The sequence below is a fragment of the Streptomyces sp. NPDC088252 genome (genome assembly GCF_044740965.1).
In the GTDB taxonomy this organism is placed as follows: Bacteria; Actinomycetota; Actinomycetes; order Streptomycetales; family Streptomycetaceae; genus Streptomyces.
This window is the reverse complement of sequence record NZ_JBIURS010000047.1, coordinates 1-23,976: the sequence shown is the minus strand read 5'-3', so window position 1 is coordinate 23,976 and position 23,976 is coordinate 1. Positions and strand designations below refer to the sequence as shown.

Annotated in this window: 22 protein-coding genes and 6 pseudogenes; 18 read left to right on the top strand and 10 right to left on the bottom strand. The window is 67.4% G+C overall.

The window, feature by feature from the left end:
• Window positions 1-47: 47 nt before the first annotated feature.
• The 4 genes from ACIOHC_RS42335 (at window position 48) to ACIOHC_RS42320 (ending at window position 4,885) form a co-directional block, all read left to right on the top strand.
• Window positions 48-1,493 carry an amidase gene (locus ACIOHC_RS42335; RefSeq protein WP_401846756.1) on the top strand — a complete coding sequence of 482 codons (1,446 nt, stop codon included), beginning with the start codon at window positions 48-50 and terminating at the stop codon, window positions 1,491-1,493.
• Entirely contained in the window at window positions 1,490-2,707 is a 1,218-nt protein-coding gene (locus ACIOHC_RS42330) for an MFS transporter (protein WP_401846753.1), read from the top strand. The genes ACIOHC_RS42335 and ACIOHC_RS42330 overlap by 4 nt, the downstream gene beginning before the upstream one ends.
• A gap of 149 nt (window positions 2,708-2,856) precedes the next feature.
• Window positions 2,857-3,558 (top strand): FadR/GntR family transcriptional regulator, encoded by a 702-nt coding sequence (locus ACIOHC_RS42325; protein WP_351086756.1) that lies wholly within the window; start codon window positions 2,857-2,859, stop codon window positions 3,556-3,558.
• A 586-nt stretch (window positions 3,559-4,144) separates the two neighbouring features.
• Window positions 4,145-4,885 carry a VanZ family protein gene (locus ACIOHC_RS42320; protein ID WP_401846751.1) on the top strand — a complete coding sequence of 247 codons (741 nt, stop codon included), beginning with the start codon at window positions 4,145-4,147 and terminating at the stop codon, window positions 4,883-4,885.
• Here the strand turns inward: ACIOHC_RS42320 and ACIOHC_RS42315 are convergent.
• Together ACIOHC_RS42315 and ACIOHC_RS42310 are read right to left on the bottom strand one after the other, a co-directional pair.
• Entirely contained in the window at window positions 4,840-5,223 is a 384-nt protein-coding gene (locus ACIOHC_RS42315) for a recombinase family protein (protein WP_401846748.1), read from the bottom strand. The two genes, ACIOHC_RS42320 and ACIOHC_RS42315, sit on opposite strands and share 46 nt — an antisense overlap.
• Before the next feature lie 168 nt (window positions 5,224-5,391).
• Window positions 5,392-5,952, bottom strand: coding sequence for a TetR/AcrR family transcriptional regulator C-terminal domain-containing protein (locus ACIOHC_RS42310; protein ID WP_401846763.1), 561 nt, complete (start codon window positions 5,950-5,952; stop codon window positions 5,392-5,394).
• Between the two features lie 106 nt (window positions 5,953-6,058).
• Here ACIOHC_RS42310 and ACIOHC_RS42305 point away from each other — a divergent pair, with 106 nt between their 5' ends.
• Entirely contained in the window at window positions 6,059-7,282 is a 1,224-nt protein-coding gene (locus ACIOHC_RS42305; RefSeq protein WP_365694580.1) for an FAD-dependent monooxygenase, read from the top strand.
• A gap of 112 nt (window positions 7,283-7,394) precedes the next feature.
• On the opposite strand, the gene ACIOHC_RS42300 is transcribed toward ACIOHC_RS42305, so the two are convergent.
• Complete coding sequence (locus tag ACIOHC_RS42300) at window positions 7,395-7,865, bottom strand: NUDIX domain-containing protein (protein ID WP_351086749.1); 471 nt, start codon at window positions 7,863-7,865, stop codon at window positions 7,395-7,397.
• Between the two features lie 67 nt (window positions 7,866-7,932).
• Between ACIOHC_RS42300 and ACIOHC_RS42295 the strand changes: the two are divergent.
• Window positions 7,933-8,235, top strand: a pseudogene (locus tag ACIOHC_RS42295) (transposase); the annotation flags it as partial.
• On the opposite strand, the gene ACIOHC_RS42290 reads toward ACIOHC_RS42295, so the two are convergent.
• The gene (locus tag ACIOHC_RS42290; protein WP_351086747.1) at window positions 8,230-8,646 is read right to left on the bottom strand and encodes a hypothetical protein; all 417 of its coding nucleotides are present in this window, start codon (window positions 8,644-8,646) and stop codon (window positions 8,230-8,232) included. The pseudogene ACIOHC_RS42295 and the gene ACIOHC_RS42290 sit on opposite strands and share 6 nt — an antisense overlap.
• Window positions 8,647-9,232: 586 nt before the next feature.
• Here ACIOHC_RS42290 and ACIOHC_RS42285 point away from each other — a divergent pair.
• The 10 genes and pseudogenes from ACIOHC_RS42285 (at window position 9,233) to ACIOHC_RS42240 (ending at window position 18,311) form a co-directional block, all read left to right on the top strand.
• Window positions 9,233-9,958, top strand: coding sequence for a FadR/GntR family transcriptional regulator (locus tag ACIOHC_RS42285; RefSeq protein WP_351086746.1), 726 nt, complete (start codon window positions 9,233-9,235; stop codon window positions 9,956-9,958).
• Between the two features lie 46 nt (window positions 9,959-10,004).
• Window positions 10,005-11,195, top strand: coding sequence for an MFS transporter (locus ACIOHC_RS42280; RefSeq protein WP_365694575.1), 1,191 nt, complete (start codon window positions 10,005-10,007; stop codon window positions 11,193-11,195).
• 5 nt (window positions 11,196-11,200) lie between these two features.
• Window positions 11,201-12,316 carry a hypothetical protein gene (locus tag ACIOHC_RS42275; RefSeq protein ID WP_401846746.1) on the top strand — a complete coding sequence of 372 codons (1,116 nt, stop codon included), beginning with the start codon at window positions 11,201-11,203 and terminating at the stop codon, window positions 12,314-12,316.
• Between the two features lie 460 nt (window positions 12,317-12,776).
• Window positions 12,777-13,826: an IS110 family transposase gene (locus ACIOHC_RS42270; protein WP_401846744.1), complete on the top strand. Its 1,050-nt coding sequence runs from the start codon at window positions 12,777-12,779 to the stop codon at window positions 13,824-13,826.
• Window positions 13,827-13,934: 108 nt separating this feature from the next.
• Window positions 13,935-14,210: a transposase gene (locus ACIOHC_RS42265; RefSeq protein ID WP_351087298.1), complete on the top strand. Its 276-nt coding sequence runs from the start codon at window positions 13,935-13,937 to the stop codon at window positions 14,208-14,210.
• Between the two features lie 5 nt (window positions 14,211-14,215).
• Window positions 14,216-14,839, top strand: a complete 624-nt coding sequence (locus tag ACIOHC_RS42260; RefSeq protein WP_351087296.1) for an IS3 family transposase — start codon at window positions 14,216-14,218, stop codon at window positions 14,837-14,839.
• Between the two features lie 236 nt (window positions 14,840-15,075).
• Window positions 15,076-16,251, top strand: a pseudogene (locus ACIOHC_RS42255) (IS30 family transposase).
• A gap of 400 nt (window positions 16,252-16,651) precedes the next feature.
• Window positions 16,652-16,915 (top strand): hypothetical protein, encoded by a 264-nt coding sequence (locus ACIOHC_RS42250; RefSeq protein WP_401846743.1) that lies wholly within the window; start codon window positions 16,652-16,654, stop codon window positions 16,913-16,915.
• A 173-nt stretch (window positions 16,916-17,088) separates the two neighbouring features.
• Complete coding sequence (locus ACIOHC_RS42245; protein ID WP_401846742.1) at window positions 17,089-17,421, top strand: hypothetical protein; 333 nt, start codon at window positions 17,089-17,091, stop codon at window positions 17,419-17,421.
• A 254-nt stretch (window positions 17,422-17,675) separates the two neighbouring features.
• Complete coding sequence (locus tag ACIOHC_RS42240) at window positions 17,676-18,311, top strand: type II CAAX prenyl endopeptidase Rce1 family protein (RefSeq protein ID WP_401846761.1); 636 nt, start codon at window positions 17,676-17,678, stop codon at window positions 18,309-18,311.
• Here the strand turns inward: ACIOHC_RS42240 and ACIOHC_RS42235 are convergent.
• The 6 genes and pseudogenes from ACIOHC_RS42235 to ACIOHC_RS42210 form a co-directional block, all read right to left on the bottom strand.
• Window positions 18,274-18,453 (bottom strand): annotated as a pseudogene (locus ACIOHC_RS42235) (transposase); the annotation flags it as partial. The gene ACIOHC_RS42240 and the pseudogene ACIOHC_RS42235 overlap by 38 nt on opposite strands.
• Window positions 18,454-18,656: 203 nt before the next feature.
• Window positions 18,657-19,289, bottom strand: a pseudogene (locus tag ACIOHC_RS42230) (transposase); the annotation flags it as partial.
• Between the two features lie 95 nt (window positions 19,290-19,384).
• Entirely contained in the window at window positions 19,385-20,353 is a 969-nt protein-coding gene (locus ACIOHC_RS42225) for a hypothetical protein (protein WP_365694440.1), read from the bottom strand.
• Window positions 20,354-20,564: 211 nt separating this feature from the next.
• Complete coding sequence (locus ACIOHC_RS42220; RefSeq protein WP_401846739.1) at window positions 20,565-21,362, bottom strand: hypothetical protein; 798 nt, start codon at window positions 21,360-21,362, stop codon at window positions 20,565-20,567.
• Window positions 21,363-21,836: 474 nt separating this feature from the next.
• Window positions 21,837-21,971: pseudogene (locus ACIOHC_RS42215) on the bottom strand (hypothetical protein); the annotation flags it as partial.
• A 35-nt stretch (window positions 21,972-22,006) separates the two neighbouring features.
• Window positions 22,007-22,204 (bottom strand): hypothetical protein, encoded by a 198-nt coding sequence (locus ACIOHC_RS42210; RefSeq protein ID WP_351085774.1) that lies wholly within the window; start codon window positions 22,202-22,204, stop codon window positions 22,007-22,009.
• A gap of 132 nt (window positions 22,205-22,336) precedes the next feature.
• Between ACIOHC_RS42210 and ACIOHC_RS42205 the strand changes: the two are divergent.
• Both ACIOHC_RS42205 and ACIOHC_RS42200 read left to right on the top strand, forming a co-directional pair.
• Window positions 22,337-23,091, top strand: a pseudogene (locus ACIOHC_RS42205) (IS256 family transposase); the annotation flags it as partial.
• 683 nt (window positions 23,092-23,774) lie between these two features.
• Window positions 23,775-23,976 (top strand): transposase (locus tag ACIOHC_RS42200; RefSeq protein WP_401846736.1); only part of this gene is annotated, 202 nt, incomplete at its 3' end.

The following is a 23,976-nucleotide window of genomic DNA, read 5'->3' as shown; positions in this document are numbered from 1 at the left end:
CCTCTACGGTGAACTCCTCAGAGGACCTGAGGAGTTTAGGGGTGATCATGACAGACCTTCATGACCTGACGCTGACCGAACAAGCCGCGGCGATCCGCGGCCGCACCGTCTCGCCGACCGAGCTGGTCGACCACCACCTGCGCCGGATCGAGGAGACGAACAGCGACCTGGGCGCCTACCGCACCGTCGACGCGCCCGGCGCCCGGCGGGCCGCCGCCGCCGTCGAGGCCCGGCTGGCCGCCGCAGGCGATGACGATGACGACGGCGAGGGCCCGCCGCCGCTGCTCGGGGTGCCGCTCTCGGTGAAGGACACCTGGCCGGTCGCCGGACTGCCGTTCACAGCAGGCTCGGCGGCCTTCGACGACCGGACGGCCCCGGCCGACGCCGCTGTCGTGGGCACCCTGCGGGCGGCCGGCGCCGTGCTGCTGGGTACCACCATCGCCGCCGAGTTCGGCTGCTCCGCCTATACCGAGACGGTGTTCGCTGCCGCTCGCTGCCCGTACGACCTCACCCGCGGCGCCGGCGGCTCCAGCGGCGGGGCCGCCGCCTCGGTGGCCGCGGGCCTGGCCGCCGGCGCCCTGGGCAGCGACGGCGGCGGTTCGGTCCGGATCCCGGCAGCGGCCTGCGGGGTGGTCGGCCTCAAACCGTCCCGGGGACGGGTGACACCCGCCCCCGGGACGGACGTGTTGGGGCTGGCCACCGCCGGCCCGCTGGCCAGGACGGTGGCGGACGCCGCCCTGCTGCTGGACGTCATGGCCGTCAGTACCCCGGGAGATGCCGCCGCCCTGCCCGCCCCACCTCACGGCTACTTCCGGGCCTGCGCAGAACGGGAACCCGGCCCCCTGAGGATCGGGGTGCTGTCGCCGACCGCCGGTCAGCACCCCGAGGCCGCACTTGCCTGCCGCCGCACCGCCGAGCTGCTTGCCGGACTCGGCCACCATGTGGAGGAGGCCCTACCGTACGACCCCGTCGAGTACCTGGCGGACTTCACCGTGCTGTGGAGCGTGCTGGCCGCCGCGGTGCCGGTGCCCCCCGAGCGGGAGGAACGTCTGCTGCCGCTCACCCGTTGGCTGCGGGCCCGGGGCGGCGAGCACGGCGCGGTACGGCTGTACGCGGCGATGGCGTCGCTGTTCACCCGCGCCCGCGCCCTCTGCCACCGCTACGCCGGGTTTGACGCCGTGCTGAGCCCGACCACAGACCAACCGCCGCTGCCGGTCGGTTCATTGGTCGACCCCGACGATCCGGAGCGCACCTATCTCCGGATGCTCGCCCACACCCCGCGCACACCGCTGGCGAACATCACCGGGCAGCCGTCGATCAGCCTGCCGCTGCACCGGACGCCGGACGGTCTGCCGGTCGGTGTGATGCTGACCGGCAGGCTCCACCGGGAGGACGTCCTGCTCTCCCTCGGCGCCCAACTGGAACGGGCCCGGCCCTGGCCGCACCACGCCGCCCGGCCGGTGGCGAAGCGGCCTGAGCGGAGGGCGCGATGAAGCGCGGTCAGCTGGTCTTCCTGACCGGCACCCACGTCGTCAACGACCTGTACCAGGGCGCGGTCCCGGCACTGCTGCCCTTCCTGATGGCCGAACGGCACTACAGCTACACCGCCGTCTCGGGCATAGCACTGGCGGCCAGCGGCCTGTCCAGCGTGGTCCAGCCACTGTTCGGCCTGCTGGTGGACCGCCGCCACCGCGGCTGGCTCATCCCGGTCGGCTTCCTCACCGCCGCGGGCGGGCTCACCTGCGCGGGACTGGCCGACAGCTACCTGATCACCTGGCTCTGCGTCGCCCTGGCCGGGATCGGTATCGCCGCCTACCACCCGCCCGCCACCAATCAGGCCCGGGCAGCGGGTGGACAGTCCCAGCGGGCGATGAGCCTGTTCTCGGTCGGCGGAACGCTGGGAGCCTCGCTGGCGCCCGCTCTGGTCACCCTCGTGGTCGGCTCGTTCGGCCTCACAGGCAGTTGGCTGCTGGCCGTACCCGCCCTGGTGGCCGCAACCCTCTGGGCCGCGCAGGGCCCCTGGCTGCGGCGCCGGGGACACACACCGGCGGTCCCGCCGGCCGTGCGGGGCGCGGTGGTGAGCGGGCACCGGGACGACTGGCGGGCGTTCGGACGCCTGGCCGCGGCCACCGTCGGCTGGTCGGTGCCGTATGTGACGGTCACCTCGATGCTCGCCCTGCACATCCAGCGCGATCTGCACGCCTCGGCGGGCGTGGGCGCCACGGCGCTCACCCTCCTCACCCTGGCCGGGGCGGTCGGCACCCTGCTCGGGGGCTGGCTGGGCGACCGGTACGGGCGACTCGCACCGATCCGCGCCGGCTACCTGCTGGCCGTCCCCGCACTGGCCGCGGTGGCGTTCGCCCCGTCCGCGGGCGTGGCCGTGGCGGGCGCGGTGCTGTTCGGACTGACCATGTTCCTGCCGTTCGCCCCGCAGGTGACGCTGGCTCAGGACTACCTGCCCACCCGGCCCGGCACCGCCAGCGGGCTGACCCTGGGGCTCGCCATGTCGGTGGGCGGACTCGCCGCGCCGGCGCTCGGCCGACTGGCCGACGCGTGCGGACTGCGCACGGTGCTCGCGCTGTTGGTCGGCGTGCTGCTGGTCGCGCTCACCTGCGCGCTCCGCCTGCGCGACCGGGTGCTGCCGGTGCCGACGGCGACACCGGAGCCGGTACCGCTGCCCGAACCGGCCCGAAAGCTGGCGAGCTGAAGGAGGGCCCCGTCCCCGGCCGTACGCGAGCCGGACAGCTCCACGGTCCGGCAGGCCACCGACCAGACAGATCCACGGTCCTGGGCGGGACCCGGGGGCATGGTCCCGGGGCCTGCAGGCCGCGGTCCCGGGGCCTGTAGGGTCGTCCCATGACTGTTCGACCGGTACGCCATCGCTCGCTGGTCGAGGAGGCCGTCGCCGAGCTCCGCCGCCTGATCGGCACCGGCGAGTGGCCGGTCGGCTCCAAGCTCCCCGGTGAGGTGGAGCTGAGCCGGCTGCTCGGCGTCGGCCGGACCACCTCGCGCGAGGCGGTCCGGGTGCTGATCGCCGACGGCCAGCTGCGCGCCCGGCACGGCTCGGGCACCTATGTCGCCGCGACCGCCCCCGTCTCGGAGTTCGACCGGGAACTGCGCCGCTCGGCGGTCTTCGACGTGTACGAGGTCCGCGCGGCGCTGGAGGTGGAAGCGGGCCGACTGGCGGCGCGGCGACGCACACCGGAGGACGTGACTGCGTTGCGGGAAGCGCTGGCCACCCGCGACGCGGCTGCCGACCTGGCCGCGCTCGTCGAGGCAGATCTGGGCCTGCACCGCCGGGTGGTGCTGGCAGCGCGCAACCCGGTGCTCGTCCGGCTCTTCGACTCGTTCATCGATGCCCTGCGCGAGGCGGCCGCGCATCTGCTGGCCGACACCGACCTGCACGGTAGCGAGGAGCAGCACGCGATCGACCACGCGCACCATGTACTGGTGGAGGCGATCGTCGCCGGGGACCCGGACGCCGCCGTCGAGGCGACCCGCAGCAATCTGGACCGTACCCTGGACAGGCTGCGCGCCGGTGGCGTCGAACCACATTGAGCGCGGCTCGACGGCGACCGGCACTCCGGCCCACGCGCGGCCACCAGGTCAGCTGTCAGTACTTGCGGGCCAGGAACCGGATCTGCCGATCGCGCCGATGCTGTGACGCGACGTCCTCGAAGCCGGCCCGACGCAGACGCCCGGGCAAGGACGCCTGCTCGGCTCGTGGATGCCGTACGCCGTTGTGCGGTCAGTCAACCTGTTCCAGCCCGGGAGTGTCTCAAGACTGCACTGCCGCCCGGCCGCAGGACGAGGTCGTCGGCCAAGGCGGCAACGCCCGTGTTGGTCGCCGAACAGGGTGTAGAACTCGGGCGCGTGGCGGGGCCGGTCTCGGTCGATGCTGAGGCGCCGACCGACGGCACAACGGTTCCCAGTTCAGCCGTTCCGCAGGGACCAGCAAGAGCATCACTTGGAGCAACGCCTACACCGCATCTGGGTGTAAGTCTGCCATTGGCATCTTGGTCGTGAGTGGACGGCAGACGTTCCAGACCCCTCCTGTCACCCCCTGCTAATAGCATTTCCTGGGGTCACTCCCTGTGGGAGTGACCCCAGCTTTATCGATACTTTTTGAATATAACGAGGGCCAATGGTAAGCGCCATTCTGCACCATAACACCTGGCTCATTCAAACATTCCTGATATTAGGTGTGCTGCTGAGCTTTGCGACGGTTCGCGGAACTCGAAGTATAGGCTCCCATTTCTCTGTCTCCATACTATTCGGATGGTCGCTTGCCGGAATCCTGGCGGCAAAATTGAGCCCCAGTTATATAGAATCTTCCGCTTCTGGCGACTGTGTTGTGGATCGCGATTTCATTACACCCTTGAGCAGTGCGCAAGGTTTGATGAACATTGCCTTCTTCGCTCCGGCTACTTTTTTCATGACTCTGATTTCCCGAAGGCCGATCGAGACCTTCGTCTTCGGCGTGCTTTTGTCTGCCGGCCTAGAGACTGCGCAAGCTACCGCCCCGTTCATCGGCAGATCCTGCGACTCGGGCGACCTCGCAGCGAACTCAATTGGAGCGGCAGCAGGCGTCGCTTTGGCATTCCTTTCCAGCCTTCTAGAAGGCTGGAAAGGATCAATCAATAGTAGTGATCATCCGTGGAGGACTGACGCTTCGAGGTCGCTGCGAGTAGCAGCAATTGGCGGTGTGGCTATAAATGCCATCGGATTTATTGCCGTCACCCCGATCCCTCCTGAGGTAGGCGTACTCGCCGCCGATTCTCCTCAAAGTCGAGAGGGCCGAAAAGTCGTAGACGAAATCCTCGGGAAAGATCAAAAATTTCAGCCGTTCAGTATCAGAAAGCAGCGGAACGCCAATCCGGAGTAGTTAAACGTCACTCTCTCTAATGGATTTCTGAACTTTGCGGATGGTGAATCATATATCACTGGTTTGACCGAATCTGCGGCGCTCCCGAGCACGTCGAGGCTGTGCCCGGTGCCGCGTACCAGGCGGAACATCTCGGAGGTGTGGACGGTGTCGCCCGGGGGCGCGTAGGTGAGCAGCTCGCGGAACTTGGGGCGCTGGAGGGGGTGGAGGCGGCTGGAGGTGCCCGGGTCCTCCTCGAAGACGACCGGATCCTCGATCCTGGCCTCGTCCAGGACGAGGTCCTGGCGGGCGGTCGACTGCTGGTCGGTCGAGACCCGCTTGTAGACCAGGTTCGCCACCGAAGGGCCCCATACGTACGGAGGATCGGCCCCTATCTGTCGTCAAACCCTGTCAGCAATCGCCATCGGATCTGATCGGATTCACACCGCCGCGTCCCCCGGATTGCACGGATTCATTGGACGCGTCGGCCGCTTGAGCCCGCCAGCGTTTGACGACACGGGTGCCCTTTACCTTGATGCGGTGCGCTGCTCCAGGCCGTCCAGGATAAGGGTGAGTCCCGCCTCGAACGCGGACTCGTGATCGATCGTCGGCACGTCGGCCGGTGGCGCAGCAGCGCCGGAGCCGGGGGCCGCCTGCTCCTCCAGGACGCTGCCGACCGTGAAGCGGCCGGCGGCCAGCATCGCCATCTGCGCGTCGCGCTCGGGCACGCCGGAGGTGATGAGGAAGTCCATCTTGCGGCGGATCCGGTCGAGGTCGCTGGTAGGGGTGGTGCCGGCGTGGAGCCGTGCGCCGTCCCGGCGCATCAGCAGGGCGCGCCTGAAGCTGCGCGTGTTCTCCAGGAACCAGTCACGCCAGTCGTCGCCGGGTGTCGGCAGCGGTTGCGCCGCGTGGGGCGCCATCGCCGCTTCCGCCATGGCGGCCAGGAGGTCTTTCTTGGTGCGGAAGTACCAGTAGAGCGACGGCTGCTCGACGCCCAGGCGCTTGGCCAGCTGCCTCGTGCTGACGGCGTCCAGTCCGACTTCGTCGAGCAGGCCGAGCGCCTCGGTGATGACGGTCTCGCGGTTCATCTTGGTCACCTTGGCAATCTATCGCTGATAGATGACACTGGGAAATGAACCATTCACTGATAGATTTTGGAGTGGATTCGTGATCACACGATCAGGAACACAGTCCTTGCGCGTTCTCGTCGCCGGCGGCGGGGTCGCAGGGCAGGCCACGGCGTTCTGGCTCACGCGGGACGGCCACCGGGTGACCGTCGTCGAACGCTTCCCGGCTCTGCGGGCCACCGGCGCTCAGGTCGACCTGCGGGGGCAGGGCATCGAGGCCGTCAGCCGGATGGGCCTCCTCGACGCCGTTCGCGGCGCGCTCGTGGACGAGGCGGGTGTCGCCTTCGTCGACGCCCGCGGCAAGGCCAAGGCGACAATCACGGCCAATACGTCCGGAAAGGGCCGGCAGACCCTCACCTCCGAGTACGAGATCATGCGCGGCGACCTGGTGCGCATCCTCCACGGCGCGACGAAGAACGACACCGAGTACGTCTTCGGCAAGAGCGTGGACGGCTTCGAGCAGGACGAGCACAAGGTCATCGCGCACTTCTCCGACGGCTCGTCCGGAGTATTCGATCTTCTGATCGGCGCGGACGGGCAGGGATCACGCATTCGGCGGGCCCTCCTGCCGCAGGGCTTCGACCCGTACTGGCGCGTCGGCATTCACATGGCCTACTGGTTCATCCCGCGCATCGCCTCCGACAGCAACATCCGGGACACCTACATGGTCCCGAAAGGCCGCCAGATCATGCGCCGCAGCCACAACCCGACTGAGACCCAGGTGTACTTCGTGATGCGGGAGGAGTCCGAGGAATCCTCCACGATCCACCGCGCGCCCGTCGAGCGCCAGCAGGAGTTCTGGGCCGACCGGTTCCGCGACGCCGGCTGGCAGACCGAGCGCTTCCTCGAAGGAATGAAGACCAGCCCGTTCTTCTACTCCCAGGAGATCGCCCAAGTGCGCACCGATACCTGGTCCAAGGGCCGCGTGGTCCTGGTCGGCGATGCCGCGCACTGCGCCTCCCCCTACAGCGGCATGGGCATCTCCGGCGGCCTGGTCGGAGCCCACGTCCTGGCCGGCGAGATCAACCGCCACCCCGGCGACCTGCCGACCGCCCTGGCGAACTACGACAGAACGCTGCGCCCCTTCGTCGACGAGATCCAGAGCGAAGTCAACCCGCGCCTGCTGCGCTTGGGCATGCCGATTACTCAGCGCTCGATCGACGTCTTCCAGGCCATCACCGCGCTTGCCTGCTTCCTCCACGTCCCGGAACTCACCGCCCGCTTTTCCAGGGAAGACCGCGGCGGCGACTGGCAGCTCCCCGCTGATCCAGCACCGATCAGTGCCGCGTAAAAACCCGCAGGGACGGCAGGAACCCGGCGGCCGTCACGACCAGGAAGCAGAGCTGGCCGCCCAGGCGAAGGGGAGCCGGCGACAGTTGAAATGAAAAAGGGGGTGCCGTACCTCATACACGATCACACCACGGGCCGTCCGGCACCAAGGTGCCGAGCACAGTCAGCAACTGCGGCGGCTCGACCGGGTCCGGCAGCGAGTCCAGATCCGGCCATGCGATCCAGGCGTGCGTGTCCAGGTTGGCCTGCTCGTCGGGGAGCAGGCCGGTCCGCACCAGGGATGGTTGCTCGTCGGCAAACTGAGCGACGAAGAAATACTCCGTCCCGATGTGCCGCTTGCCGTTCCACTGCACATCACGGTCTACGAGCACCGACCGGTCAAGGACGGCAGCCGGGCCAAGGCCGGTTTCCTCTGCCAGTTCACGTCGTGCCGCCACCAGCGGCGTCTCGCCAGGCTCGATGCCGCCACCGGGAGGCTCCCAGAGCCATGTCCCGTCGAACGGATCCCGCCAGCGCAGAAGAAGCATGCGGTGGGCAGCGTCCAGGCAGATGACCCGGGCGGCGGGTCGGTGCGTTGTCTCCACCGTCGTGACGCCATGCGGTACCCGAAATGTCGATCAAGACCTGTGTTGATCGACATTTCAAACACGGCACCCTCGCGTCACAAAGGCGTGGGCTGATTCCGGATACCGCACCAAGGCCATCGACCACGGCGCCCGCCTCGGGATCGATGTTGAGATCACCCGACGCGACCCCGGTCAGAAGGGTTTCAAGGTCATCCCGCGGCGCTGGGTCGTCGAGCGGACCTTCGGCTGGCTCATGCACCACCGCCGGCTCGCGCGCGACTACGAAACCCACCCGCACCGCTCCGAAGCCATGATCCGCCTCGCAATGATCGACCTGACGAGCCGCAGGCTCACCCGAGAGTCGACTCCGAACTGGAAGAATTCATAGCTGCCGGGCCACACTGACTCGCGCGTCCTCACCCCTCATCGCCTGCGGCCAGCGGTCGTCGATGACACCCGCCGCTTCCCGGCAGGGCGCACAGGCGTTCTCTCGTTCCGGCAGCCACCAATGGTCAAACGGTGACATGCCGGTTTCCTGGATCCCGCACAGCGTCCTGTCGAAGATGCCGAAGGCGTGGGAGACATCGGCAGGAAGGCCATCCGCGACGGCCTTCTCCCAGCGCATCTCCATAGGCGGATACCGCGGCCGCGAGACCTCGAACCACTCGCCGCCGACATGAGTGGCTGCATGACACCACGAGCAGGTCCAGGTCTCTTCTTCCCAGACAGCCGGCGGCATCGGCCACCGCCACATCGCCTGACCACCCACATCGCACTCCACGGGCAGACCCTCACGCATCGGTACGGTCCGCCCCAAACGGCGACAACGCGCCAGCTACCAAACGCTCCCGCTAGGACAAAACGCTCTTTCGATGGGTGTTTAGGGACGTTCAGTGGTGATATGTCGCTAATGAGGTCGGAAGACTTTCGGGATGATTAGCCCCTAAGGGCGCATTCATGGATCCAGGGTGGCGAGCGGGTTGCCCGTTTTGTTTGCACACGTTGCTTGAATTCCGTTTGGTCTAGCACGGGATGGAGACTCCCGATCAGTCGGGAACGCCCGAGTTTTTCAGGCCATGTGTGTAGTAACAAAACTGTGCAAACTGTCTGAAAATGGCCCGCAGAAATCAACATCAAACGCCCACTGACACCTCGGCCGGGCCGCTGTTTCATCTGGCATGCGCTCATGAACCCCGTTGCGACGCCGAACCCCTGCGAGGGGTCGGTGATGCCGACGCCCCGGCCGTGTGGGCACGTTCCCGTGTGCCTGGCTGGGCATCGAGAGGTGCACGTCGACTGCACGTCGCGTGATGTGACGTAGATCACCTTGCCGCGTTGGAGGCGTCATGTGTTTACCTACAGCTGTCCAACATTTGGAGGTTTGAATGGAGGCGTTGAGAGAGCCGCGCCGTGCCGCGACCCTGTCCGCCCAGGCCGCTGATCAACTACGGGAGCAGATCGCCTCCGGCCGCTGGCCGGTCGGTAGTCGCATACCTCCCGAACACGAGTTGGTCGCGATTCTCGGAATCAGCCGCAACACCGTGCGAGAGGCCTTGCGCGCTTTGGTGCATCTGGGCCTGCTGGAAGCCCGTGCCGGAGACGGCACCTACGTCCGGGTCGCCAGCGAGTTGGAGGCAGTGCTGGTGCGCAGGGCGGCAACGGCACACCTGTCCGATGTCTTCGAGCTGCGCGCGGTATTGGAGGAGCATGCTGCGGGGCTGGCCGCGCAGCGTCGGACGAGCGCAGACGTGAAGCGATTGCGGGAGCTGCTGCACAAGGCGCAGGAGACCAACTGCGCCGGTGAGATGACCGCGTTGGCTGACGTCGATGGCTCATTCCACCTGGCGGTGGTGGAAGCCGGCGGGAACGGGTTGCTTGCCGAGGTCTACAAGCACTTGGGGAGCGGGCTGGCCGCAGTGGTCGCCGGGCTGACCTGGGGCAGGGATATCGCCGCCGAACACGACCACTGGCACACCGCCCTGGTAGAGGCCATTGCGGCGGGAGATGCGGTGACTGCCCGCTCCGCCGCCTCCACGCTCGTGCGGATCAGCCGTCGCGCCGCGCTGGGGCAAGAGGGGGTGCATGAGCGTGACTGTCCCGAAAGGCGCTGACGCTCCCGGGATCGAATCCGACGGTCACCAGGGCGGAGCGCCTCGCGTGGGGTTGCTCCTGGTTGGGATCTTGCTTGTTGCGGCGAATCTGCGGGCGCCGCTGACAGGTGTCGGCTCGGTGCTGCCGATGATCGAACACGACACCGGCTTGTCCAGCACCGCGGCAGGACTGCTCAACGCTTTGCCACTACTGGCTTTCGCGGCCACGTCACCGCTGGTGGGCAGGAGTGCGCAGCGCCACGGAACCGAGCGTGTCTTGTGGATCGCTTTGCTGGTGCTGACGGTCGGCATTGTGCTGCGCTCGCTGCCCGGCGTGGTGACCTTGTTCGCCGGCACCGTGGTCATGGCAGCAGCGATCGCCTACGGCAACGTGCTGCTGCCCTCGCTGGTCAAGAGCACTGTTCCCGAACGGCGGATCGCCGCAGTCACTGGGCTCTACGTCACTGTCATGGGGTTGATAGCCGCGGTCTCCTCCGGGGTGTCCGTGCCCCTGGCTGACCATCTTCCCGGAGGATGGCATACCGCATTGGGCTGCTGGGCGGTGCTGGCGCTACTCGGGGTCCTGGCCTGGGCACCGCAACTGGCCCGTCGCCGGCCCGTAACAACCACCGCCCCCGGAGCGGTGCAGGCGCATACTCTGTGGCGTTACCCACTGGCCTGGCAGGTCAGTGCGTTCATGGGACTGCAGTCCCTCGGTTTTTACACCACGATCGCGTGGTTGCCCAGCATCGTGCACGACCACGGCGCCTCCGAAGGCGCCGCCGGCTGGCAGCTGTTCCTGCTCCAGGTGACCGGTCTGGTCTCCAGCAGTAGTGTGCCGATACTCGCCCGACAACTCACTGACCAACGGCTGCTGGCCGTCAGCGGTTCATTGATGTGCGCCACCGGATACATGGGGCTGCTCCTGGCCCCCGAGATGGCGACCGCCTGGAGTGCGCTGATCGGCCTTGGCGGCGGCGCCTGCCTGGTGTTGGCGCTGACGTTCCAAGGCCAGCGTGCGGCCGACGCGTCCCAGGCCGCCGCGCTGTCCGGCATGGCCCAAAGCGTCGGCTACCTCCTGGCCGCCGTTGGGCCCCTGCTGTTCGGCTCAGCCCACGACCTCGCCGGTGGGTGGACTGTCCCGCTCGGCATTCTTGTCGCGCTGACCCTCGTTCAGGGCCTCTTCGGCCTTGGAGCTGGTCGCGCCGTCCGCCTCCCCCAATCAACGACCGCCCAGCTGGCACCGGAAAGGATTTGATCCGCATGAACGGAACGACCTGCTTCAGTTACTTGGACACTCCCATGGCAGCACCGCTGTCCATCACCGAACTCATGCCCGGCGCCTATAACGTCATGGAGTACACCGCCGTTGCCGCCGGCGAACAGGTGCTGATCCTGACGGAGAACTCGGTGGACCCTGTGGTGGTGCAGGCACTGGCGGCAGCAGCCGCCTATCGCAACGCCGAGGTGCACGTTCTGGCTGTTCCCCCGTTCAGCGCGGGTGGCTGGGACTCCGAGGGGCCATCACCAATGCTGTCGGCCATCCACGCCGAGGCTGATGTGGTGCTCTCCTGCACATGGTGGGGTGAGGTGCACAGCGACCGCTTGTTCTTCGACGAGGTTGCCAAGCGCAAGGCCCGGTTCCTCTCACTGCACCAGACCGCGACCGCATCGGCTCTGGCCACCGGTGCCCGCTTCCCGCTGGAGCTGTATTTCGCCTTGGAAGCTAAGGCGACCGCTCAACTCGCCGCAGCCAGCGAGATCCGGGTAACCACCGCTGCAGGAACCGATGTGACCTTCCGTGACTTCGCCACCAGTGGCCATCACGCTCCTCTTATCGCTGGAATGTGGCGGCCTTTCCCTTACGGTGGTGTCAACTTCTACCCCAACCGCACCGACGGGCTGCTGGTCATCGAGGAGTCCACGGTCACCGGCATACCGGCCGAGCCCACCACGATCGAACTCACCAACAACGTGGTAACAGCGATCGAGGGCGCGACTGCCGCCACCGAGCTACGTCACTATTCACCAAGGGGCTACTACCTGCGGCACGCCCTGATCGGACTCAACCCGAAAGTGCGTTCAAGCGGTGGCACCCAGTTCGAACGGGAGAAGCACGCCGGTGCGTTCTACCTTGGCCTGGACGCCTTGACCGAGGAGGGGGAGCCTGACCGTAGCGGGCCAGGACACGCCCACTGCGACTGCCAGTTCGACAAGCCGACCATCACCATTGACGGCACACCCTTTATTGAAGACGGCCGCCTCCGCCTTCTCGAAGACCCCGAAATCCGCGAACTGGCCGCATGGTTCGGTCCCGCCGATGTGCTCCTCGATTCCAATCCCCGAATGGTGCTACCTGCCAGATACACACGGTATTAACTAACCCCCTGGGGTAGCCCCAAGACATTGTGCATGGCTACCGAGGCTGAACTCTTGTCCGCATCGACTTCCAAGGAAACCCAACTCGTCCTGGACGCCCTGGACATGGGCCTTGGGGAACGCGACCGCGAGGGCCACCCCTCGCGGTCGCGTTACTGGCCGGCCTGACGCCCCTTCAACCAGACAAACAAGAACATGCAGTTCGGATTGAACCGCCGACTTATATGGGGAAAGCGGGACGCGGTCGGGTTGGCCGCTCGTAGCGTGCCGTAGGACGCCGGTCCGGGTGACTCGTGAACCGTCTGCCGCTCTTCGGGGCTGGCTCTCCCGGGGTATGTCGCCGGTCCGGTGTCCGTCCGCGGTCTGACTCAACAGAGGCGTGTCCCGGCCAGGTTGGTTCCGGAAGTCGGCGTGTCGACCGTGGCTGTCCCCGTCGTCCGACTGTGAGGAATCAGGTCCCGTGATACTGCTCGGTGTCGACCCACACAAGTCCACCCACACGGCCACCGCCGTCGAGCCGGTCTCGAACCAGCAGGTCGGGTCGATGCGGATCGAGGCCAGTCTGGCGGACTACCGGCGGCTGCTGGCCTGGGCCAAGCGGTGGCCACAGCGGAAGTGGGCTGTGGAGAACGCCAACGGCCTGGGCCGGCATCTCGCCCAGTGGCTCATCGCCCGCGGTGAGAGCGTCGTCGACGTGCCTGCCGCGGCGACCAGCCGGGTGCGCGAACTTTCCCGCGGTGGACGGCGTAAGAACGACCGGATAGACGCAGCGGCCGCAGCCACTGTTGCTTATCTGCAGGGAGAAGGGCGGGATCTCGCGCCTGAGGATCACACCACGGCGCTGGCCCTCCTGGACGAACGGCGTGTGAACCTGGCCCAGGCCCGGGTGCGCACGGTCAACCAGCTCCACGCGCTGCTGCGTGACCTGCTGCCCGGCGGCGCCCCGACCCAGCTGTCCGCGGACCTGGCCGCCAAACTGCTGCGATCCGTCCGCCCCGCCGGCGATATCGAGACCGTCCGGAAGGACATCGCCTGGGACCTGGCCGCCGAGATCCGGAAACTGGACAAGCAGCTCACGGACAACGCTGCCCGGATGCAGAGCCTGGTAGAGGCATCGAGCAGCACGCTGATGGACACCCCGGGCATCGGGCCAGTCATGGCCGCTCGGCTGATCGGCCGCACCGGACGGGCTCACCGCTTCTCCACCTCGGCGGCATTCGCGAACTATGCCGGTGCCGCCCCGGTGGAGATCGCCAGCGCGGACAAAGCCCGCCACCGGCTCTCCCGCTCCGGCGACCGCCAGCTCAACTCCGTCCTCCACACCATCGCGGTCGTGCAGATACGGATGCCGAAATCACCCGGACACGCCTACTACCAGCGCAAACTCTCCGAGGGTAAGACGCCGAAGGAAGCGAAGCGGTGCCTGAAACGCCGCCTGGCCGACCACGTGTGGCGCGTCATGATTGCCGATGAGCGAAAAGCCAAGTCGCTCCCTAACCATGGGACTTGACAAGACACAGAGGCACCCCGGTTCGAATAGAGACTCGATTCCGTGAAGTGCTGAGTCATGGCACGCCCTTCTTCGTATCCCCTTGAGCTGCGCAAACGAGCGGTCCGTATGGGCGCTGAGGTTCGTGGCGATTACCCGAACGAGTCGGCTGCGCTGAGGGCGGTCGCCCAGAAGCTCGGTATCGGCTCGGCCGAGACTCTGCGGAACTGGCTCAAGCAGGGCGAGATCGACTCCGGGCAGTGTCCGGGGACGACCACGGAGGAGCCCGCGCAGATCAAGGCAATGAAGAAGGAGACCGCCGAGTTGAAACGGGCCAACGACATCTTGAAGGCCGCGGCGTCTTTCTTCGCGGCCGAGCTCGACCGGCCACACACACGCCCGTAGCGTTCATCGACCAGCACAAGGGCCGCTTCGGCGGCGTCGAGCCGATCTGCAGGACACTCACCGAGCACGACTGCAAGATTGCCCCGTCCACCTACTACGCGGCGAAGAAACGCGCGGTCACCCCCTCGGCCAGGCAGGTGCGGGATGCCGCCCTCAAGGAGCTGATCACCGAGGTCCACGAGACCAACTTCCGTGTCTATGGCGCCAGGAAGGTCTGGCGTGAGCTGCACCGCCAGGGCCACGAAGTAGCCCGGTGCACCGTCGAACGCCTGATGCGCGATCTCGGCATCACCGGTGCCGTCCGCGGAAAGAAGGTCATCACCACGACCCCGGACAGCTCAGTCGAACGGGCGCCGGACCTGCTGGACCGCAAGTTCGTCGCGCCGGCCTCGAACCGCTGCTGGGTCGCTGACTTCACCTACGTCAGGTCTTGGTCCGGAGTCGTCTACGTCGCCTTCGTCGTGGACACCTTCTCCCGCCGGATCGTTGGCTGGTCCGCCGCCACATCGAAGGAGACCAGGCTCGTACTGGACGCCCTGGAGATGGCTCTGTGGCAGCGCGACCGGGACGGATTCCCCCACACGGAAGGCGAGTTGATACGTCACTCGGAGGCCGGGTCGCAGGGCTGATTCAACCGGTCGTCGCAACACCTCGTCAACGGAGGTGTTGGAGGGTGCGTCGTCAGCAGGCAGCGGATCGAGCGGTGCGTCCGAAGTTGAGGTGCCCGGGACATCCGAAGTACCGGCGGCACGTCGAAGTGGCGTTCTGGGCCGAGATCGCCAAGGGTCTTCTCGCCGAGGAAGCCGCCGGTATCGTCGGCGTGGCGCCGGCGGTGGCCACGCGCTGGTACCGACAGTGTGGCGGCATGCGACCGTTCGATCCGAAGCCGCCTTCAGGCAGGTACCTGTCGTTTCGTGAACGAGAGGAGATCGCGCTCCTCAAGGCCCAGGGCAAGGGCGTGCGCGAGATCGCTCGAGAGGTCGGTCGTAATCCGGGGACGATTTCGCGTGAGCTGCGACGCAACGCGGCCACCAGGGGCGGGAGGCTCGACTATCGGGCATCGGTCGCGCAGTGGAAGTCTGACCTGGCTGCACGCCGCCCGAAGAAGGCGAAGCTGGTTGCCAATCCGCGGTTGCACGCGTACGTCCAGGCACGGCTGTCCGGCCAGATCAGCACGCCTGGAGGAAGGGCGATCGCAGGTCCTGCGACGGATGAGTGGGCGGGGCGGGACAAGCCGCATCGCAAGGATCGTGCGTGGGTTCAGGCGTGGAGTCCGGAGCAGATCGCGAACCGGATCAAACTCGATTTCCCGGATGATGAGTCCATGCGCATCAGCCACGAGGCGATCTACCAGGCTCTCTGCATTCAGGGCCGTGGGGCGCTCAAGCGTGAACTGATCTTGTGCCTCTTCGCACGGGCCGCGCGCTGCGCGCCCCGCGTGCTCGTTCGCGTCGTAAGACCTGGGCGCACGTCACACCTGAAGCGCTCATCAGTGAACGGCCCGCCGAGGCCGAGGACCGCGCCGTTCCTGGCCACTGGGAAGGCGACTTGATCCCGGGCTGGAGCGTTCCGCGATCGGCACCGTCATCGAGCGGTCAACTCGATTCACGATGCTGGTTCACCTGCCGCGTGAGGACGGCTACCGGCACAAGCACACGGTCAAGAACGGTCCTGCGCTGGCCGGCTATGGGGCGATCACGATGAAAGAGCACTCGCCAACACGATGTCGACACTGCCCGAGCAGTTGGCACGGTCGCTGACATGGGATCGGGGGAAGGAGATGTCGGCTCATGCGCGGTTCAGAGTCGAGACTGGCATTCCAGTGTTCTTCGCCGATCCTCATAGTCCGTGGCAGCGCGGCACGAACGAAAACACCAACGGGCTCCTGCGCCAGTACTTCCCGAAAGGCACCGATCTCTCAAGGTGGTCCGCCGAGGAGATCGATGCCGTCGCCCACGCTCTCAACACCAGACCCCGCAAGACACTCGGCTGGAAGACACCAGTCGAGGCATTCAACGAGCAGCTACTGCTGCTCCATTGAACCGGTGTTGCATCGACCAGTTGAATCCGGTCAATATACGAGTTTCCGGCTCGCCGAGCATCTGGACGCCGTGGGCATCGCGGCGTCGATCGGCTCGGTCGGCGACGCCTACGACTGTCAGTTTCTTCGTACCGGATCCCGCAAGGATGGGGTAGTCCCGGCCGCGACAGTCTGACTCTTGCTTACGACCGACCCCACGGGTGTCCTGGTGTTGATCTGTCGACCGTCCGGCCGGGCACGCAGCAAGCGCTGCCGCCGGACCCGTACGAGCACTCCAGAGGCAGGTGGGGGCGGAAACGACCGAGAGAGTCGGTCTTGCCTCCGAACCGATGGACGCTGCGGCTGCTGTCGTGTTCCATGGTCGGCTGGGGGAGTCCGAGTTATAGGAGGGAGATCGCTGGTGGTCGTTGAGAGTCTTGCCGACCTGGTTGAGCCCTACCGCCGCGCCGCCCGCGAACGGCGACGCGCGTTGCACAACGTGTACGCCGTCGTCGTGGCCAGTGCGATGAGACTGCCGAACGATCTACCGCCCTCTCTGTCCCATCGTGCCGAGGCGTTCCACGACACGATCGAGGCGATCGAGGGCGAGGGATGGGGGTTGGAACACGTGTCTGCGCTTGCTTCTGGCTATGTACTGCTTGTGTTTCGCGCAGTCGAGGGGTAGAGCTCGGCCAGCCAGCCAGCCAGCCAGCCAGCCAGCCAGCCAGCCAGCCAGCCAGCCAGCCAGCCAGCCAGCCAGCCAGCCAGCCAGCCGAGCCGGGTGGGCGGTGTCGCCTGGCGCGTGCCGGGCCCCGGCGTGGCGGTCGGCGGCGGCTTGGGCGGTCTGCTCGGGTGTGTGTGAGGGTCGTACGGAGGGCGTTATCCGAGCGATGCCCCGCCAGGTCCGTAATCGCTGCGCACCGGGCCGCCTGGACCACCGAGAAGACGACGGACCCGAAGGTCCTGGCCGCTGCTCAGCGGCAGATCCGCGACCAGGCCCGCGAGCCGGAAGAACGCTTCGGGGACGGCCGCCAGGCACTGGAGGAACTACGCGACAAGGACGCCGTCCGGGCACGGGTGACTTCCAGCGACGCCTCCCGAGCACGGGCTCTGCAGCGCCTGGCGGCCGAACGAGCCGGACTGCCCACGATCACGCCCGCCGCGCCCCGTCAGGTGGGCCGTACCGCGTGAGGTACGACCGCCGGGGCAGCTGGCCGAGCGCCCGGAGCCGGAGCCGGTGGCCAACGACCAGTCGACCCTTCCACTGCGCCGAAGGATGTATAGGGGGTCGTCCGCGCGCACGACGCCCCTGACTGGTGGTCGGGCGAGCCTGGAAAGCACACGGGCTGTCGATAGGAGTCGGCCCTACCGTCACCAGGAGCGCCGTGACTGAGCTACACATACGACAACGCGCACCCTCACCCGCGCCCACGGCCGCCGGGGCCATGGGCCGCGCGTTGGCCGACGGCCTGATCATGGCGGTGGCGCTCGGTGTCGGCAACGGACTCGGACCCGTACTGGCGGACGCCACCGGAGCCAGTGGCTTGGCCGCCCGGCTGATCGCTGCGGCCCTCGTCACCGTCGTGGCCGTGCCGTTCGTCCTGCGTTTGTCACACCGCCGGACGGTCGGCTTCGGCAGTCCGGGCGCGAGCCTACGGGCGTTCCTCACCGGCGTTGGGGTAACGGCCGTGGCAGCGGCGCTGGTCCTGGGCGCGGGCACGGCCTCGGGGTTATTCGTCTGGCAGCAGCTGGACCTCGTCACCCTGGTTGGTTTTCTCGTCACCAACGCCGTCGTCGCGTTCCTGCTTGAAGCCTTGCCCGAGGAGACGACGCTGCGCGGCTACACGTGGACATCGCTGCGCAGACGGTTCGGGCCCGCACGGGCGGCGCTCGGCACCACGGCGGTCTTCCTGCTCGTACCGGGCACCTCGACGCTGGTGACGGTCGGCATCGCCCGGCTGGCCGGTGACGAGCCGGGCCACATCGGCATCGCCCCGGAGGGGCAGCACCCGGTCGACTACCTCATCCTCCTGACAGTCTGTCGGGGAAGTGTCCGCGGGCCCGGACGGCCTCGCGTATGAGGGCGTTCACGGACTCAATCGCGTTCGTCGAGCAGATGACCTTTCGTATCTCGACGTCGAAGGAGGGGAAGGGCACGAACTCTGCCCAGGCGTTCTCCCACAGTTTGATGACCGCCGGATACTTCCGGTCCCAGGGTTCCTGGAACTCCCCGAACCGCTCCGTCGCCGCGTCTTCGCTGGTCCCCTCCCACGGCAGTGCCGCGAGGCGGGGCCCGACGCGCGGGTCGAGCCGCGTCAGGTGCGAATCTGTCGCGGTGCCTGACGGCTCGCGTTGCGGGCCGTCACCGAACGGCAGGAGAGGTCCGTCGACGTCCAGGAACAGCAGCGGGCATTCCTTACGCTCACTCATGCCGCGGCCTCCTGCTCCTGCTCGACCAGGACGCCGCGTTCGAAGCGGGCGCCGTTGCGGACGAGGGCGACGAGGTGGGGTGCGGTGATCGCGCGCCAGCGGGCCTGGGCGGACTCGGCGAGCTTGAACACCATCGTCAGGGCCGCGGCCGGGCTGCCGGCGCCGCGGGTGACCTTGGTCCGCAGCTTTACCGTGCTGAAGGTCGACTCGATCGGATTTGTCGTGCGCAGGTGGACCCAGTGCTCGGCCGGGAAGTCGTAGAACGCCAGGAGTTCATCGACGTCGTCGGTGATCTTCTTGACGGCCTTGGGCCACTTCGCGCCGCTGGGCCGATTTCGGCGGGGGCGTTGACCAAGTTCCGGGTTCTGTGAACCCAGCACCTTTGATGTCTGGCCTGCGGAAACACCTCGGCCAGGGACCGCCACAGACCCATGGCTCCGTCGCCGACGACGAGCTCGGGATCGCGCATGCCGCGCCGGCGGCAGTCCCGCAGGAGGTCGGCCCAGGACTCAGTCGACTCGCGCAGGCCCTCGGCGAGCGCGATCAGCTCCCTCCTGGCCGAGGCGGACCTTGGGGTGGACGCCGTCGGCCCACACGTACATGTAGTCGGATCCGGACAGGTCCCGGTGTCGAGCCAGGACTGCGGGATCTGTGCCACAGTCCTGGCTCGGGTCGCGGTCCCTCGGAGGCCCGATGCTGGAACGTACCTATGAGCCAGATGCCCTCATTGCGGGCAGGAAAGCGGGGCGAGGCCTGCACTGGTGAACACGTAGCTGACTGATCGTTTGTCTGGTCCCGGATAGGAGACGACGACGGCGGTCCCGTGGCTGTTGGTTCCGCCGTACTGCGGTGTCATCTGCGTGTAGGCACGCCCGCGCAGGTCGGCGGCCCAAGTCGCGGTGGAATCGGTCCAGGTGATCACATCTCCGGCGACATGGACCCAGTCGATGGGCACCCCCTCGACCACCATGACCGGCGCCGGCCATCCGGCTCTCCAGGCGTACAGATTCTTGTTGCCCACTCCGGTCCACGCCCAGGTGGTTCCGTCGCTCGCCGAGGCCGGTGAGCCGTCAGCGGCGGCCAGCGCCGCGGGGAGGCTGCCCGGCTTGCCATGCGCGGTAACCGCAGTGAGCTTCGTGGGGGTGTCGATGGCGAAGGCCTCTGGCCAGACCAGTGTGTCTCCGGCGAAGAACGAGGGCGCCATGCGCCCGGTGCGCACGATCTTGTCGGTCGCCGAGGCGAGATCGTAGAGATGGACCTGCCGCTGGACGTCGGTGAGTTTCTGGTCCTTGGTCCCGTCGCTGACTCCCTGGACCCAGGTCGCCTTGCCGTTGTTGACCCACGGGTACATGAACGGCCCGGGCACCGGGTTCCCGTCGGCGCCGACTTGGGTCTTGGCGATGCTCTTGGGGGCTCCGCCGGCCAGGGAGTCCCAGGCGAACAGCTCCCACTTGGAGCCGACATCGTTCGAGGCAAGGACGTTAAAGACCAGCCAACGGCCGTCGAAGTCAGCCAGGCCAAGGCCACCCTGGCCGGAGTTGGCGGCGGTGTAGATCGTGGTGCGCTTGCGACCCTGGTCACGCAACCAGACCAAGGTCGCACGGCCATCACGCCGGCTGGAGGCGATCACCGAGGAGCCGTCGGGCGCCACCGCCATCGGGTTCAAAGACTCGCCCTGCGCCGCCTGGAGCATGCCGGCGGTCTGGGCCTGCTTCCAGGCGGCTGGGGTGTCCACCTTGCAGAACGGCTTGCCGGAATCGGCCGGGGGCGCGGAAACGGACGGCTGGGAGGGTGCTGCGCTGCTCGGGGTAGGAGACTCTGCTGTCGCCTCGGAAGTGCGTGGTTCCGACGAGCACCCGAAGGTGCTCGCCAGCGCCACGCCTACCGCTGCGATCAGCAGTTCCCTACCAGTTGTAGCCACGGCCGCCCATGATCGTCACGAGGGTGCTGTTGGGCATTCCGCTCCGTGAAGGCACGCTGGACCACACGGTGGTCGCCGAGTCCAGGTAGGCCGCCCAGTCCCCGTCGTAGCCCTGGAACGGGAACCAGTGATAGATCGTCGTGCTGTTGTTGGGGTGGCCGACAAGGTGCGGGCCGTTGTAGACCTCCATCGCGTTGCCAACCAGGGAGGCGCCGGCATCGGTGTCGCCTATGAGGCGGTTCTTGAACGCGGCGACGTCTGCGCTGGTCGGGGTGTAGGGCAGGTTGATCCTGACATAGGGGAACCCGCCCGCCTCGTCGTTCAGCTGTTTGCCCATCTGGTCCACGCCGGTACCGCCGTTGTTCGGCGTGATGCCGATCCAGCTGGCGAAGGTCCCCTGGTCGTGGTTCCAGATACCGCGCATGCCCAAGGCCATCACCAGCGTGGCGGGCCCACAGTAGTTGTTGTACCACTGGCCCTGGTGGGTGTTCGCGAGCATTTTGCTCGTCGCGGAAGTCACGGCCTTCGGTTTGTGGGCCGCCATGTAGGCGTCCTTCGACTTGAGTTCGGCGGCGGTGGCGTTCCTGCCGCCCCAGCCGTCCTTGGACTTGTCGTTCCGGTCGTCGTTGGCGGCCTTGGCCGCCCCGACCTCCTGCGCGGATAGGGTCCCGACCCAGGCCGGAGACGGGGAGTCAGCCGAGGCGGCCTGCGGGGTGATGAGTCCGGCGAATACGAATGCGGCCAGCACTCCTGCCGTGGTGGCCTTCGCTGCAATTGTCATGATGTCCTTCGGACGGTTGGTGGGCTGTGGGGATCGGCGTGCTGAGAGGCGGCGCCGTGCCGGCTACGCACGAACTCCCCCTGATTTGATGTCGATCGGATCGATGGAACCGATCTTTCTCGTGCTCCTTAACAGCCGTCTAACAGGTGGTGTTAGAGGCTACGAGGCGGCTCTCGCCTGGCCCGCGAGATCCGCTACCCCTACGATGAGGTCCGCGCCCTCGAAGGCGCCGGGCGATCCCTCGCATGCCTTGGGGCCGCCCGTGTGGGCCGTGCGTTCCTCTGCCAGGCCCTCGCGATCGACGAACGGCTCCAGGTAGCCGACGCCGACCGCCTGCGCGCACTGCTGTCCGACGCCTGAGACGGTTGTGCGGCCTCAGGGTGTGAGTAGGGCACCGCTCCCAGGTGCTTCGGCTACAACCGACCCCGCGGCTTCGACGGCCCCGCCCGCGTACGGGCGGGGCCGTCGAAGGTTCTACCGGTCCGGTGTCCCGCAAGGCACCGCGCCCGGTGCCGGGGCGTAACCGGTGGCCCGGGTGGTGAACGTTCCCCGGCCCTGGGTCCGGCTGCGCAGCCGGGTCGCATAGCCGAACAGTTCGGCCAGCGGGAGCAATTGTCAATTCCTGTGGATCACCGTGGGGAGCCTCAAGTGGGCCGCAGCCATTGATCGAGGACTGCGAAGTCTTCGGTGGTGAGGCCGCGGGACGACGCGACGCGGTGGAGGAAGGCCGGGATGGGGTGGTGGGTGGACACCCAGTCCCGATCGGCGTCGGTGATCTCGTCGTCGACCCAGACGTTGGCCCACTCAACGTCCCGCCGCTGCTGCGGGTCGACATCGGGCAAGGTGAGCTCAACGAACCCCCTGCCATCGCGGGGAGTGTCTAATCAACGGCGGATCTGCTGATCAAAGAGAGACGCCGAGTGAGCGAGACGACGATCGAGCACGAGTCCGTCGAGGAGCCGGCCGGTGGTGCGATGCTGTCGGCCGCGTCGGACGAACAGCTCGTCGCGATGCTGGTGGACCGGGCCCGCAGCGAGGGCCTGCGGCTGACCGGAGAGGGTGGGCTGCTGCAGCAGCTGACCAAGCGAGTGCCGGAGTCCGCGCTGGAGGGTGAGATCACCGACCATGTCGGCTATGAGAAGCACGATCCAGCCGGGAAGAACAACGGCAACAGCCGCGACGGCACTCGTGCGAAGACCGTGCTGACCGACGTCGGTCCGGTCGGGGTCAGGGTGCCCCGGGACACCGCCGGCAGCTTCGAGCCGCAGATAGTCGAGAAGCAGCGCCGCCTGTCCGGCGTGGACGAAATGGTGCTCTCCCTGTCCGCGAAGGGCCTCACTCACGGGAGATCTCAGCGCACCTGGCCGAGGTCTACGGGGCGGAGGTGTCCAAGCAGACCATCTCCACGATCACCGACAAGGTGATGGAGGGAATGACCGAATGGCAGAACCGGCCCCTCGACCGTGTCTATCCGGTTCTGTTCGTGGACGCCATCAACGTCGAGATCAGGGACGGGCAGGTCGCGAACCGGCCGGTCTACGTCGTGATGGCTGTGACCACGGAAGGCACCCGGGACATCCTGAGGGTCTGGGCCGGCGACGGCGGTGAGGGCGCGAAGTACTGGCTGCACGTGTTCACCGAGCTGAAGAACCGCGGCCTGGACGATGTGCTCATGCTCATCTGCGATGGCCTCAAGGGCCTGCCCGAGGCGGTGGAGACCGTCTGGCCGGACACAGCGGGCCCGGTCAAGGTAACCCGCACCCCGCCGAGCCCGCCCCCGGCGTACGGGCGGTCCGTGCTCCTGCGCGGGGCCGGAGTTGACCGCGGTCATCATGGGCCAGCCCCACCCGGCTGAGCCCGCCGAGCAGATGACTCCCGCCAGCGCCGTCTACACCTCCTCCTGCCGCGCCTGCGGCGGCTCGTATGACAAACCGTGGCGCCGCAGCACGACCTGACCGATCCCCCGGACCCGGACGCGGTTCAGACGTCGGCCGGGACGCGGGCGCCGTACGTGTGACAGTCCAGCCGCGCCACGTCCCCGGCCGTCCGGTAGCCGCCTGACGGGCGACAACAGAGCCCCGTGCTACCTCCCCCCGCTTTGGGTGGCCGTGGGCAAGCGTCAGCATTTCCGCAAGCTGGAATGCAGGCGCTTCCGCATGTCCGCCGGAGGCTGGACGGGTGGCTGGGGTCTATCGCGAGGCGCAGCCGATGCCAGGCCTCACGACAGGCTCCACCGACCGCATAAACTCGAACGTGCGTCCGAAGATTCTCCGTCGCGGCTGGCCATGCTCCAGTTCGCTCGCCGCATCTCGTTCGCGTCTGTGCTCTGCAAGGTCACCACCGACCTGCCCGACAAACCGACCCGCCATCAGCAAGGCCAGGGCACTGGGCACGATTGGCGTCGATCTCGGCGTGAAACACCTCGCCGCCCTCTCCCAGTCCCTCACCCCCGACGACCCCACCACCCTGTTCCTCACCAACCCCCGCCACGTGCGCCGAGCCGAGAAGCGACTCGCCAAAGCCCAGCGGGCACTGGCACGGACACAGAAAGGCTCCGCGCGCCGGGCCAAGGCACGCCGCCGCGTCCAGGGGCCGGCCTGGAGCGTCACGGCAC

Excerpts from the sequence above, each read along its gene's own strand:
- ACIOHC_RS42335 (WP_401846756.1), top strand. The coding sequence starts at position 48 with ATGACAGACCTTCATGACCTGACGCTGACCGAACAAGCCGCGGCGATC.
- ACIOHC_RS42330 (WP_401846753.1), top strand. The coding sequence starts at position 1,490 with ATGAAGCGCGGTCAGCTGGTCTTCCTGACCGGCACCCACGTCGTCAAC.
- ACIOHC_RS42325 (WP_351086756.1), top strand. The coding sequence starts at position 2,857 with ATGACTGTTCGACCGGTACGCCATCGCTCGCTGGTCGAGGAGGCCGTC.
- ACIOHC_RS42320 (WP_401846751.1), top strand. The coding sequence starts at position 4,145 with ATGGTAAGCGCCATTCTGCACCATAACACCTGGCTCATTCAAACATTC.
- ACIOHC_RS42310 (WP_401846763.1), bottom strand. The coding sequence starts at position 5,952 with ATGAACCGCGAGACCGTCATCACCGAGGCGCTCGGCCTGCTCGACGAA.
- ACIOHC_RS42290 (WP_351086747.1), bottom strand. The coding sequence starts at position 8,646 with ATGCGTGAGGGTCTGCCCGTGGAGTGCGATGTGGGTGGTCAGGCGATG.
- ACIOHC_RS42285 (WP_351086746.1), top strand. The coding sequence starts at position 9,233 with ATGGAGGCGTTGAGAGAGCCGCGCCGTGCCGCGACCCTGTCCGCCCAG.
- ACIOHC_RS42275 (WP_401846746.1), top strand. The coding sequence starts at position 11,201 with ATGAACGGAACGACCTGCTTCAGTTACTTGGACACTCCCATGGCAGCA.
- ACIOHC_RS42265 (WP_351087298.1), top strand. The coding sequence starts at position 13,935 with ATGGGCGCTGAGGTTCGTGGCGATTACCCGAACGAGTCGGCTGCGCTG.
- ACIOHC_RS42240 (WP_401846761.1), top strand. The coding sequence starts at position 17,676 with ATGGGCCGCGCGTTGGCCGACGGCCTGATCATGGCGGTGGCGCTCGGT.
- ACIOHC_RS42225 (WP_365694440.1), bottom strand. The coding sequence starts at position 20,353 with ATGCTCCAGGCGGCGCAGGGCGAGTCTTTGAACCCGATGGCGGTGGCG.
- ACIOHC_RS42220 (WP_401846739.1), bottom strand. The coding sequence starts at position 21,362 with ATGACAATTGCAGCGAAGGCCACCACGGCAGGAGTGCTGGCCGCATTC.